Here is an 11766-nt window from a genome sequence, read left to right on the forward strand (position 1 = left end):
ACAGCGGGCCGGGGTCGCGGCAGTCGGGCGTGTTTCTTGGTGACTTCTTTGCACGAGCAAAGAAGTCACTCGGGGCGCGCTGGCGAGTCAGCGCAAGGCAGTATGTGGACCGGAGCCACCGTGAACACCAGATGCCGAACCAGGCCCAGCCACCACCAGGCAGGAAGCGGGCCGGAGGCAGTGCAAACACCCGATGCCGAACCGGGCGCGACCCAAGGGGGGGTGGTCGGGAAAAGCCCGGGTCAGGCGGACCCGTCGAGCTGCGCCGCGAAATGCGCCGGCGCGTAGCCTTCCTGCTTGCGCAGATAGTCGGCCAGCTGGGCCGCAAAGTCGGCCGGGACCGAGTCCCGCACGGCCGGCATCTCGCGCAGCCGCTCCCAGCGCTGCGCCAGCCGTGGAAACGCCTCCGCCTCCCAGGGGCTGTCCGGGTCCGCAAGCAGCGCATAGCGCATCAGGATCGGTGCCAGGGTCGCGTCGATCAGCGAGAAATCCGGGGTGGCCAGGCGATCATCCCGCGTCATCTGTTGTTCCAGGCGCTCCAGCCCGCGCGCGGCCGTATGGCGCGTGAGCTCGAAGGCGTCCTCGGTGGCGGCCGTCATCCAGTGATACTGGGCGAAGGTCTGTTCCGAGAGGTACTCGATCCACGCCCGGGTGCGGGCCTGTTCCAGGGGGTCCACCGGCATCAGGGCGGGCGGGGTGATGGCATCGATATACTCGTTGATCACCGCCGACTCGAACAGCACGGTGTCGTCGTCGACGATCAGCACCGGCACCTTGCCGAGCGGCGAGCGCGCGCGGAACCACTCCGGCGGGTCGGCCAGATCGATCAGGCTCAGTTCGAACGGGGCCTGCTTGTATTTCAGCGTGATCACGCTACGCTGGACAAACGGACAGATGGCGAAACTGATCAGGTGCAGATGCGGCAGATTCATGAGGGTCCTTGGCGTCCTGGGTCGGGGCAGGTCACGGTCCGGATGACCGCGGAACGTCGGTGCCTGGCCTGGAAAGGTTGCGCATTGTCCCCCCTCGCGCAGGCCCGGGGAAGCCTTGGCCAGGGGTAGCGGCCATCACGAGGCGCCCAGCGCCGGGCTGCGGATCGACAAGTGGCTGTGGGCCGCGCGTTTTTACAAGACGCGCGGGCTGGCCAGCGAGGCGGTTGGCGGCGGCAAGGTCCACGTGAACGGCGAGCGCTGCAAGCCGGCGCGGCGCGTGCATCCCGGCGATCGTCTGACCATCCATCGGGGTCCGCAGGTCTGGGAGCTGGACGTGGTGGGGCTGAACGAGCAGCGCCGGCCGGCCCGCGAGGCGCAGGCTCTGTACGAGGAGACCCCGGAGAGCCAGGCCCGGCGCGAGGCGGAAAGCGAGCGCCGCCGGGCCGAGCGCGCGGTGGCGGACAGTGCGCCCAGCCGCCGGCCGGACAAGCGCGAGCGGCGCAAGATTCGCCGTTTTATTCGCCAGGATGACAGCGACAGGAGCGAATCCGAGTGACATCCCTCGAAGGCAGTGGCCCTCCGGTGACCCCGCGTGTGGCGGTGGATCTGGTGATCCGTCATCCGGCCCAGCCCGGTCGGGTGCTGGTGATCGAGCGGCGCAACCCCCCGCATGGCTGGGCGCTCCCCGGGGGCTTCGTCGACGTTGGCGAGACCGCCGAGCATGCCGCGGTGCGCGAGGCGCGCGAGGAGACCGGGCTGGAGGTCGAGCTGGAGGTGTTGCTGGGCGTTTATTCCGACCCGGAGCGCGATCCGCGCGGGCATACCGTCAGCGCGGTCTATATCGCCCGTGGCCGGGGCGAGGCGAAGGCCGCCGACGATGCCACCGACTGCGCCTGGCTGGACCCGGAGGATCCGGATCCTGTCCTGGTGTTCGATCACCGGCGCATCCTCGATGACTACCGCCGCTGGCGTCTGACCGGTGAAACCGCCGCGCCGCGCCCGGTGCGAAAAGCGGGATGAAGCCGGCCAAGCTGTTACCATACGGCGCTTTCGACCACCGCTACGGTATCGCGTGACAAAGGCTGACCCCGCAACCCCGACTCGACCCGACAGCGAGCTGCCGGAACCGCGTGTCTACGAGCGCGCGGATCACGGGATCTCGCGCGCGGCGATCGACGACAACGCCCTGAAGGTGCTCTATCGCCTGCGCGACGCGGGCTACCGGGCCTGTCTGGTGGGCGGCGGCGTGCGTGACCTGCTGCTGGGGCGCGAGCCGAAGGATTTCGACGTTGCCACCGACGCGACGCCCGAGCAGGTGCGCGGGCTGTTCCGCAACTGTCGCCTGATCGGGCGCCGCTTCCGCCTGGCGCATGTGCTGTTCGGGCGCGAGATGATCGAGGTGGCGACCTTTCGCGCCCCGCATGACGACGAGTCCGGGGACGAGGGCCAGGTGGCACTGAGCGAGGAAGGACGCATCCTGCGGGACAACCGCTACGGCACCATCGAGCAGGACGCGATCCGCCGCGACTTCAGCGTCAACGCCCTGTACTACGACATCGAAGACTTCTCGGTGCTGGATTACACCGGCGGGGTTGAGGACCTGCGCGCGGGCGTGCTGCGCCTGATCGGCGACGACGTCGAGACCCGGCTGCGCGAGGACCCGGTGCGCATGCTGCGGGCGGTGCGCTTCTCCGCCAAGCTGGGGCTAACCATCGCACCGGAGGTCGAGGCCGGCATCCATGAGCTGGCCTCGCTGATGCAGACCGTGGCGCCCGCGCGGCTGTTCGACGAGGTGATCAAGCTGTTCCACAGCGGTGCGGCGGTGACCTGCCTGGACGAGCTCGAGCGCTTTGGCCTGTTCGAGGCGATGTTCCCCGAGGCGGCGGACTGCTTTGCCGATCCGGATGTCGGTCCCGAGCGGCGCCAGTTCCTGGTCGAGTCGTTGCTGAACACCGACAAGCGCATCAACGAGGGGCTGGGCGTGAACCCGGCCTTCCTCTATGCCGCGATCCTGTGGGCACCGGTGCAGGTGGCCGCGGCGCAACGGATCGACGACGGCGAGCAGGAGATCCCGGCCTGGCAACAGGCGATGGCCGAGGTGCTCGATCGGCAGGTGAAGACGGTCTCTATCCCCAAGCGCTTCAGCCTGATTGTGCGCGAGATCTGGGAACTGCAGGCGCGCCTGGAGCGCCATCGGGGCGGCCGCGCGCTGCGCCTGCTGACCCATCCGCGTTTTCGTGCCGGCTACGACTTCCTCTGTCTGCGCGCCCGTGCCGGCGATGCCGACCCCGAGCTGTGCCGCTGGTGGACCGAGATCCAGGAGCAGGACGAGGCCGGCCAGAAGGCCATGGCCGGAGCCCCGAAGGGGCCCAAAGGTGACGGCAAGTCGGGTACCAAGGGCAAGTCGCGCCGCGGTGGCCGCCGTCGGCGCCGGGGTCGCAAGGGGGGTGGCGATAACACTGGACCGGCCCCGAAGCCGGATACCGGGGGTGGCGAGTGAGCACGGCCGATCACGGCGTGCAGGCCTTCATCGGGATCGGGGCCAACCTGGGCGAGCCCGAGGCACAGGTGCGCGAGGCGTTTGAGCGTCTGGCGCAGGAACTGCCGCAGACGCGCCTGACCGGGCGTTCCCGATTGTTCCGTAACCCGCCGATGGGTCCGCAGGACCAGCCCGACTACGTGAACGCAGTGGCCCGGCTGCACACCCGTCTGGAGCCGCTGGACCTGCTGGCGGGTCTGCAGGCCATCGAGTGCGCCTGCGGCCGCAAGCGCGACGGCAGCCGCTGGGGGCCACGGCTGCTGGATCTGGACCTGTTGCTGTTCGGTGAACAGTCGCTGGATCTGCCGGGCCTGCAGGTGCCGCATGCCGGCATCGCCGAGCGTGATTTCGTGGTCCTGCCGTTGCTGGAGCTGGCGCCTGGTCTGCAGATCCCGGGTGCGGGCCCGCTGGAGGGGCTGGCGCGGCGCTTCGACGGCGCGGCCCTGATCCCGATCGCGGAGCCGGAGGCGGGCGTCGCGGCGGCGGAGGGGCGCCGATGAGCCTGGGCGATTTCGATTTCATCGCGGTCGAGGGACCGATCGGGGTTGGCAAGTCCAGCCTGGCGAAACGCCTGGCCGAGCACCTTCAGGCCGAGGGCATCTTCGAGGCGCCGGACGAGAATCCGTTCCTCGACCGCTTCTACCAGGAGCCGGACAAGCACGCCCTGGCGACCCAGCTGCACTTCCTGGTGCAGCGCGTGCGCCAGCTGACGCCAGTGGCGCAGAAGGGGCTGTTCGAGCAGCGGCACGTGTCCGACTATCTGATGGACAAGGACCCGCTGTTCGCCGAGCTGAACCTGCACCCCGACGAGCTGGAGATCTATCGCGAGATGTTCCGGCACCTGCGCGGCGGCCTGCCGCGTCCGGATCTGGTGATCTACCTGCAGGCGCCGGTGGACGTGCTGCAGGAGCGCATCCGCCGCCGGGCACGACCGTACGAACGTCACATCGAGGCCGGTTACCTGGAACGGCTGAACGCCGCCTACGCGGAATTCTTCTATCATTTCGAAGGACCGGCGCTCGTGATTGTGAACGCCACCGAGATCGACTGGGTGAACAACCCGGCCGATTTCGACCAGCTGGTGCAGTTTCTGGAGCCGATCCAGGGCGGGCGGCACTACTTCAACCCGTTGCCCATCTCGCTCTAGAGGGTGGCAAGCCGGACTGCCCGGGAGGCATGAACATGCGGCCGATTACCGTGAACACCCTGGCCCGGCGCAAGCAGGCCGGCGAGCCGATCGCCTGCCTCACTGCCTACGACGCGGCCTTCGCCGGGCTGCTGGACCGCTGCGGGGTCGACGTGATCCTGGTCGGCGATTCGCTCGGCATGGTGGTGCAGGGCCACACGACCACCCTGCCGGTGACGCTGGACGACATGGTCTATCACGTCGCCAACGTGGCGCGCGGCAGCGAGAACGCCCTGATCATGGCGGATATCCCGTTTCTGGGCGATGTCGATGTCGCCACCGCCCTGGCCCAGTCCGGGGCACTGCTGCGGGCCGGGGCGCACATGGTCAAGGTCGAATGCGGGGCGGTGGAGGTACCGATCGTGGAACGCCTGGTGTCCGCCGGCATTCCGGTCTGCGCCCACCTTGGGCTGACGCCGCAGGCCGTTCACCGCTTTGGTGGCCACCGCGTGCAGGGGCGCGATCCGAAGGCGGCGGCCGAGATGGAATCCCTGGCCGCGCGCCTGGAGAGTGCGGGGGCGCAGGCCCTGCTGCTGGAGGGCATCCCGGAGAGCCTGGCCGATGCCATCGTGCGCAGCGCCGGGGTGCCGGTGATCGGCATCGGTGCCAGTCCGCGCTGTGACGGCCAGGTGCTGGTGCTGTCCGATGTGCTTGGCCTGACCCCCGAGCCGCCGCGCTTCGCGCGGGATTTCCTCGCCGAGGGGGGCTCCCTGGAAGGCGCGGTACGCGCCTACTGCGACGCCGTGCGGACCCGGGCGTTCCCGCAATCCGGCGTCCATACCTTTACCTGACACGGAAGCCCGAGCATGAGAATCCTGCGTGATCGGCCACAGCTGGTGGCCATGCATCGAGAGTGGTCGCGCAAGGGGCGCGGCACCGTGGCGCTGGTGCCCACCATGGGCAACCTGCACGAGGGGCACCTGACCCTGATCCGGCATGCGCGGGCGCGCGCCCAGCGGGTGGTGGTTTCGATCTTCGTGAATCCGTTGCAGTTTGATCGCGCCGAGGACCTGGAGCGTTATCCGCGCACCCTGGAGGAGGATGCCCGTCTGGCGACCGATGCCGGCGTGGATGCGCTGTTCTGCCCCAGCAACGAGGACATGTATCCCGATGACGGCATGCCCCCGGTACGCGTGGTCGTGCCGGGGCTGTCGGAGATCCTCGAGGGGGACTACCGACCGGGGCACTTCGACGGGGTGGCCACCGTGGTGACCAAGCTGTTCAACCTGGTGCGCCCGGACCTGGCCCTGTTCGGCGAGAAGGACTTCCAGCAGTTCAAGCTGATCGAGCGCATGGTGCAGGGGCTGGACATCCCGACCCGGGTGGAGGCCATCCCCACGGTGCGCGAGGCGGACGGTCTGGCCTTCAGCTCGCGCAACCATCAGCTGTCGGAGGCCGCCCGTGCGGTAGCCCCCGAACTCAAGCGGGTGCTGGACGAGGTCGCGATGGTCTGCCGTACCGCCACTGTGTTCGACGCCGACCGCATCCCCGAGGTCGAGGGACGGGCCTGCGAACGACTGCGCGAGGCCGGTTTCGATCCGGAGTACCTTTCGATCCGCCGCGCCGAGGACCTGCTGGAGCCGGCCTTGGGCGTACCGCTGGCGGAGCAGGACCTCGTGGTCCTGTCCGCCGCCTGGCTGGAGGACGTGCGCCTGATCGACAACGTCCGCACCCGCCCGGCCTGATTCTGTTAACGGATTGACCACGAAGCCCACGAAGGCACGAAGAAGGGCCAGGTCAGGGGCTTTTTACCACGGAGGGCACAGAGTCCACGGAGGAAAGGACCAGGCTTTCGGGGGGTAGGATGTGATGAGCGCCGCGCATCGCATCCCATCGGGTGGTGGCCCGCGGCCCCCCAGTTCCCGGATTGATGCGTTTCGCCGCGGACGCTCTCAACCCCAACAGTAGTTTTCTCTGTGTCCTCCGTGTGCTCTGTGGTAAATCCGCCCTTTGCCCTTCTTCGTGTCTTCGTGGGCTTCGTGGTGAAAAAACATTGACCCGAACGGGCGGGTTTGCCGTGGTCGCCGGGATCGCGGATAATTTTCCGCCCTTCCGAGGTACAAGCCGGGAATTCGCCGTATGGTTGTCACTATGCTGAAAGGCAAGCTGCATCAGGGCCGGGTCACGCATTGCGAGCTGGAGTACGAAGGCTCCTGCGCGATCGATACCCGCCTGCTGGAGGCGGCCGGCATCCTGCCGTTCGAGCAGATCCAGATCTACAACATCGACAATGGCGAGCGCTTCACGACCTACGCGATCGAGGGCGAGGCCGGTTCCGGCATCATCTCGGTCAATGGCGCGGCCGCGCACAAGGCGGCGGTGGGCCATCGCGTGATCATCTGCGCCTATGCTCAGATGGAGGCCGCCGAGGCCCGCGAATTCACCCCCGACCTGGTCTATCTCGACGCCGCCAACCGGATCATTCGCACCGGTCACGGCATCCCGGTCCAGGCCGCCTGATTTCCCTCTCCTCCGCGCACGGCCCGCCCGCAGTTGTCGGGCCGGGGGCGCGCCGCTATCCTCGACGCCCATGAATCTCCACGAATTTCAGGCCAAGGCGCGCTTTCGCGACGCCGGCATCCCCGTTCCCGACGGTCAGGTGATCACCGCGATCGATGCACTACCCGGCGCCTGGCAGGCGCTGGGTACCGAGCGCGTGCTGGTCAAGGCCCAGGTCCACTCCGGCGGTCGTGGCAAGGCCGGCGGCGTGGTGATGGCGGATTCCCTCGATGCGGCGCGCGCGGCGGCGGAGAACCTGCTGGGTTCGCGCCTGGTCACCGGCCAGAGCGGCCCCGAGGGGCTGCCGGTGGACCAGCTGCTGCTGGAGCCGGCGGTGGATATTGCCCGCGAATTCTACTTCGCCATGCTGGTGGACCGCGCGCGCGAGCGCCTGGCGCTGGTGGTCTCCGCCGAGGGCGGCATGGATATCGAGACGCTGGCGGCCGAGCGCCCCGAGGCGGTCGTGACCCTGCCGATCCATCCGGCCACCGGGGTAATGCCGTTTCATGGCCGCCGGGTGGCCTCGACCCTGGGCCTGGCCGGCGCCGCCGCCAAGGCGATGGCGCAGCTGGTGACCAACGCGCATGCCCTGTTCCAGCAGCTCGATGCCCAGTTGCTCGAGATCAACCCGCTGGTGCTGACCGGCGATGACCGGCTGCTGGCGATCGACGCCAAGCTGACCATCGACGACTCCGCAGCCTACCGCCAGAAGGCGCTGTTCGAAGAGCGCGACGCGCGCCAGCGCGACCCGGCCGAGGAACAGGCGCACGAGCACGACCTCAATTACATCCGCCTGGATGGCTCCATCGGCTGCATGGTCAACGGTGCCGGCCTGGCGATGGCGACCATGGACCTGATCCAGCACCACGGCGGCGAACCCGCCAACTTCCTGGATGTCGGTGGCGGCACGACGGTGGAGCGGGTGACCGCGGCCTTCAAGCTGATCCTGTCCGATGCCTCGGTGAAGGCGGTGCTGGTGAATATCTTCGGCGGCATCGTGCGCTGCGACCTGATCGCCGAGGGCATCATCGCCGCGATCCGCGAGGTGCAGGTCCAGGTGCCGGTGGTGGTGCGCCTGGAGGGCACCAACGCCGAGCAGGGCCGCAGTGCGCTGGCGCACTCGGGCCTGGACGTGATCCCGGCCGCTGATCTGGACGCGGCAGCGCGGGCCGTAGTGGAGGCCGTGGCATGAGCATCCTTGTCGACCGCGACACCAAGGTGATCTGTCAGGGCTTCACCGGCAAGCAGGGCAGTTTCCACTCGGAACAGGCCATCGCCTACGGGACCCGCCTGGTCGGGGGCGTAACCCCCGGCAAGGGCGGGAAGACCCATCTGGATCGGCCGGTGTTCGATACCGTGGCCGACGCGGTGGCGACCACCGGCGCGACCGTCAGCATGATCTACGTGCCGGCCCCGTTCGCCGCGGACGCGATCTGCGAGGCGGCGGACGCCGGGATCGAGCTGGCGGTCTGCATCACCGAGGGCATCCCGGTACAGGACATGGTCCGGGTCAAGCAGGTGCTGGCCGGCAGCCCGACGCGCCTGATTGGCCCCAACTGCCCGGGCATCATCACCCCGGATGCCTGCAAGGTCGGGATCATGCCCGGCTACATCCATCGCCGCGGGCGCATCGGCATCATCTCGCGCTCGGGTACGCTGACCTACGAGGCGGTCAAGCAGACCTCGGACCTTGGACTGGGCCAGAGCACCTGCGTGGGCATCGGTGGTGACCCGATCCAGGGCCTGGACTTTGTCGACTGCCTGCGCCTTTTCCGCGAGGATCCGGAGACCGACGGCGTGCTGATGGTGGGCGAGATCGGTGGCGACGCCGAGGAACGCGCCGCGCGCTTTATCGCGGACGAATTCGACAAGCCGGTTGCCGCCTATATTGCCGGCGCCACCGCACCGCCGGGCCGGCGCATGGGCCATGCCGGGGCGATCATCGCCGGTGGTCAGGGCACCGCGGCGCAGAAGATGACCGCCCTGCGCGAGGCCGGTGCGACCGTGGCCGAGAGCCCGGCGGAACTGGGCGCCGCGATGCAGTCCGCACTGGTCTGATCCGCGGATGAGCGCCGATTCGCCCCTGCGTCTGGCCCTGGCCCAGATCAACCCGGTGGTGGGCGGTCTGGAGGACAACCGCCACCGCATCCTCGAGGCGATCGAACAGGCCCGCGCCGGCGGCGCCCGCGCAGTGGTGTTCCCCGAACTGGCGGTCACCGGCTACCCGCCGGAGGACCTGCTGCTGCGTCCGGCGTTTCTGCTGGGCGTGGAGCGCGTGGTGACCGCGATCACCGAGGCGGCGCGGGGTATCGATGTGATCCTGGGCGCCCCGGTGCACGGGGAGGCGGGCCTGATCAACGCGGCGCTCTGGCTGCGCGACGGGGCCTGCATCGCGCGCTATGCCAAGCAGGTCCTGCCCAATTACTCGGTGTTCGACGAGGAGCGCTATTTCGTCGCCGGCACCGAGGCCTGTGTGGTCGAACTGGACGGCTGGCGAGTCGGACTGACGGTCTGCGAGGACATCTGGCAGCCGGCCCCGGCCGCCGACGCCCGCGACGCCGGGGCCGAGCTCCTGCTGAATCTCAACGCGTCGCCCTACCACCGCGGCAAGGCCGAGGAACGCCTGCGCGTGGTCGGCCAGCGCGTGGCCGAGACCGGCTGCCCGGTGGTCTACGTGAACCAGGTGGGCGGTCAGGACGAGCTGGTCTTCGATGGTCGTTCCTTCGTGCAGGATCCGGTCAACGGGGCGCGGGCCGTGCTGCCGGCCTGGGCCACCGGTCAGGGGCAGGTAGAAGTGCGCCGCGGGGCGCAGGGGCCGATCCTGCACCCGCGCGACGAGCACCTGCACCTGTCTGCCTGCGGCATCCGGCCGACCCTGGCCGACCCCGGTCCGGAACCGGACGAGGCCGATGCCCGCGACCTCTACCAGGCGCTGATGATCGGCATCCGCGACTACGTGACCAAAAACGGCTTTCCCGGGGTGCTGCTGGGCCTGTCCGGTGGGATCGACTCTGGACTGACCGCGGCGCTGGCGACCGACGCCCTGGGCCCGGCGGCAGTCACGGCCGTGATGATGCCCTATCGCTATACCGCCTCGATCAGCATCGAGGACGCCGAGGCACAGGCCCGGCTGCTGGGGCTGGAGTATCACGAGATCGCGATCGAACCGATGGTCGAGAGCTTCATGGCGGGGCTGGGGGATGCTCTGGCGGCCTACCCGGCCGGGGCGGGGGATGTGACCGAGCAGAACCTGCAGGCGCGCGCCCGCGGGGTGCTCCTGATGGCGCTGTCCAACCGCAGCGGCAAGCTGTTGCTGGCCACGGGCAACAAATCCGAGATGGCGGTGGGCTACTCCACGCTGTACGGCGACATGAATGGCGGTTTCGCGCCGCTGAAGGATGTCTCCAAGCAGTGGGTGTATCGCCTGGCGCGCTGGCGCAACACGCGCGGGCCGGCGATCCCGGAACGGGTGATCGAACGTCCGCCCAGCGCGGAGCTGGCCCCGGATCAGCAGGACGCCGACTCGCTGCCGCCGTACGAGGTGCTGGACGCGATCCTCGAGGCCTTTGTCGAACAGGAGCGGTCGGTCGCCGAGATCGTCGCGCAGGGATTCGACCGCCCCACGGTGGAGCGCATCGCCCGCATGGTGTTCATCGCCGAGTACAAGCGCCGCCAGGCCGCGCCCGGAATACGGGTCAGCCCGCGCGCCTTCGGCCGCGACCGGCGCTACCCGATCACCTCCGGCTACCGCCCGGACTGATCCGCGCCGACGCGCGCAGAGTTCACCACGAAGCACACGAAGGCACGAAGAAGGTCAAGGACGGTTCACAGGAAGACAGGAAGTACCGAAGGTTCTGAATGGGGTGTCCCGGGCTGCGGTCTTAGGGCCCCGACAATACTGACTCGGTGCCTCGCTCCGTCCGACGTATCCGAAACGGCGGCATATTGCGGACCGGAAAGGACTTCCCCGATCAACCACAGGCCCTCTTCCAGCCTTCCCGTCTTCCTGTTAAACGCCCTTGACCTGGCCCTTCTTCGTGCCTTCGTGTGCTTCGTGGTCGATTCCAAGCAGCGTCGAACGTCGCGAGAAGGCGAGGACCACAGCGCAGCCGCGGGGGTTTGATACACTTTCAGGGGTGAGACAAGCGCCTGCGAAGCGGGCACAACCAAAGGGATTCGCATGAAGAAGATCGAGGCGATCATCAAGCCGTTCAAGCTGGAAGATGTCCGCGAGGCCCTGACCGAGATGGGTATCGCCGGGATGACCGCGACCGAGGTCCAGGGCTTCGGGCGCCAGAAGGGCCACACCGAGCTCTACCGGGGCGCGGAATACGTGGTCGATTTCCTGCCCAAGGTGAAGCTGGAACTGGTGGTGGACGACGACCGGGTCGACCCCTGCATCGATGCGATCGTGAAGGCCTCGCGCACCGGCAAGATCGGGGACGGCAAGATCTTCGTCTCCGACATGTCGCGCGTGGTCCGCATCCGCACCGGCGAAGAGGGCAGCGAGGCCCTCTGAGCGACCTGCCTTTCGGCGCCGCTTGGATTCACCACGAAGCGCACGAAGGAGGTTAAAAGCCTTTTCACTACAGAGGATACGGAGCACACAG

The 11766-nt window shown here is 68.5% G+C and carries 13 protein-coding genes; 12 read left to right on the plus strand and 1 reads right to left on the minus strand.

The features are described 5' to 3' along the window. Positions 1–242: 242 nt before the first annotated feature. Complete coding sequence (locus F627_RS0109345; RefSeq protein ID WP_019583918.1) at positions 243–932, minus strand: glutathione S-transferase family protein; 690 nt, start codon at positions 930–932, stop codon at positions 243–245. A gap of 115 nt (positions 933–1047) precedes the next feature. Here F627_RS0109345 and F627_RS0109350 point away from each other — a divergent pair, with 115 nt between their 5' ends. The 12 genes from F627_RS0109350 to F627_RS0109405 all read left to right on the plus strand — a co-directional run bounded on the left by F627_RS0109350 (position 1048) and on the right by F627_RS0109405 (position 11675). Next, positions 1048–1488: an RNA-binding S4 domain-containing protein gene (locus F627_RS0109350; protein ID WP_017940403.1), complete on the plus strand. Its 441-nt coding sequence runs from the start codon at positions 1048–1050 to the stop codon at positions 1486–1488. Next, positions 1485–1952 carry an NUDIX hydrolase gene (locus F627_RS0109355; RefSeq protein ID WP_019583919.1) on the plus strand — a complete coding sequence of 156 codons (468 nt, stop codon included), beginning with the start codon at positions 1485–1487 and terminating at the stop codon, positions 1950–1952. Before F627_RS0109350 ends, F627_RS0109355 begins: the two co-directional genes overlap by 4 nt. A 52-nt stretch (positions 1953–2004) precedes the next feature. Next, on the plus strand, positions 2005–3432 hold the full coding sequence (gene pcnB, locus F627_RS0109360; RefSeq protein WP_019583920.1) for a polynucleotide adenylyltransferase PcnB: 1428 nt from the start codon (positions 2005–2007) through the stop codon (positions 3430–3432). After that, positions 3429–3971: a 2-amino-4-hydroxy-6-hydroxymethyldihydropteridine diphosphokinase gene (gene folK, locus F627_RS0109365; RefSeq protein ID WP_019583921.1), complete on the plus strand. Its 543-nt coding sequence runs from the start codon at positions 3429–3431 to the stop codon at positions 3969–3971. The genes pcnB and folK overlap by 4 nt, the downstream gene beginning before the upstream one ends. Further along, a complete protein-coding gene (locus tag F627_RS0109370) occupies positions 3968–4618 on the plus strand; it encodes a deoxynucleoside kinase (protein ID WP_018867136.1) in 651 nt (216 codons plus the stop codon). The genes folK and F627_RS0109370 overlap by 4 nt, the downstream gene beginning before the upstream one ends. A 35-nt stretch (positions 4619–4653) precedes the next feature. After that, complete coding sequence (gene panB / locus F627_RS0109375) at positions 4654–5448, plus strand: 3-methyl-2-oxobutanoate hydroxymethyltransferase (protein ID WP_018881638.1); 795 nt, start codon at positions 4654–4656, stop codon at positions 5446–5448. A gap of 15 nt (positions 5449–5463) precedes the next feature. After that, the gene (gene panC, locus F627_RS0109380; protein ID WP_019583922.1) at positions 5464–6342 is read left to right on the plus strand and encodes a pantoate--beta-alanine ligase; all 879 of its coding nucleotides are present in this window, start codon (positions 5464–5466) and stop codon (positions 6340–6342) included. A gap of 394 nt (positions 6343–6736) precedes the next feature. Then, positions 6737–7117 (plus strand): aspartate 1-decarboxylase, encoded by a 381-nt coding sequence (gene panD / locus F627_RS0109385; RefSeq protein ID WP_026280257.1) that lies wholly within the window; start codon positions 6737–6739, stop codon positions 7115–7117. Positions 7118–7187: 70 nt separating this feature from the next. Then, positions 7188–8348, plus strand: coding sequence for an ADP-forming succinate--CoA ligase subunit beta (gene sucC, locus F627_RS0109390; protein WP_018875864.1), 1161 nt, complete (start codon positions 7188–7190; stop codon positions 8346–8348). Further along, complete coding sequence (gene sucD / locus F627_RS0109395) at positions 8345–9214, plus strand: succinate--CoA ligase subunit alpha (protein WP_018867141.1); 870 nt, start codon at positions 8345–8347, stop codon at positions 9212–9214. Before sucC ends, sucD begins: the two co-directional genes overlap by 4 nt. A 7-nt stretch (positions 9215–9221) precedes the next feature. Continuing rightward, positions 9222–10916, plus strand: a complete 1695-nt coding sequence (locus F627_RS0109400; protein ID WP_019583923.1) for an NAD+ synthase — start codon at positions 9222–9224, stop codon at positions 10914–10916. Positions 10917–11336: 420 nt separating this feature from the next. Next, entirely contained in the window at positions 11337–11675 is a 339-nt protein-coding gene (locus F627_RS0109405) for a P-II family nitrogen regulator (protein ID WP_017940393.1), read from the plus strand. The last annotated feature ends 91 nt before the right edge of the window (positions 11676–11766 follow it).

Source organism: Thioalkalivibrio sp. ALE16, from assembly GCF_000381305.1.
Taxonomy (GTDB): domain Bacteria; phylum Pseudomonadota; class Gammaproteobacteria; order Ectothiorhodospirales; family Ectothiorhodospiraceae; genus Thioalkalivibrio.

Excerpts from the sequence above, each read along its gene's own strand:
- panB (WP_018881638.1), top strand. The coding sequence starts at position 4,654 with ATGCGGCCGATTACCGTGAACACCCTGGCCCGGCGCAAGCAGGCCGGC.
- sucD (WP_018867141.1), top strand. The coding sequence starts at position 8,345 with ATGAGCATCCTTGTCGACCGCGACACCAAGGTGATCTGTCAGGGCTTC.
- panC (WP_019583922.1), top strand. The coding sequence starts at position 5,464 with ATGAGAATCCTGCGTGATCGGCCACAGCTGGTGGCCATGCATCGAGAG.
- F627_RS0109370 (WP_018867136.1), top strand. The coding sequence starts at position 3,968 with ATGAGCCTGGGCGATTTCGATTTCATCGCGGTCGAGGGACCGATCGGG.
- panD (WP_026280257.1), top strand. The coding sequence starts at position 6,737 with ATGGTTGTCACTATGCTGAAAGGCAAGCTGCATCAGGGCCGGGTCACG.
- F627_RS0109405 (WP_017940393.1), top strand. The coding sequence starts at position 11,337 with ATGAAGAAGATCGAGGCGATCATCAAGCCGTTCAAGCTGGAAGATGTC.
- F627_RS0109400 (WP_019583923.1), top strand. The coding sequence starts at position 9,222 with ATGAGCGCCGATTCGCCCCTGCGTCTGGCCCTGGCCCAGATCAACCCG.
- sucC (WP_018875864.1), top strand. The coding sequence starts at position 7,188 with ATGAATCTCCACGAATTTCAGGCCAAGGCGCGCTTTCGCGACGCCGGC.
- F627_RS0109345 (WP_019583918.1), bottom strand. The coding sequence starts at position 932 with ATGAATCTGCCGCATCTGCACCTGATCAGTTTCGCCATCTGTCCGTTT.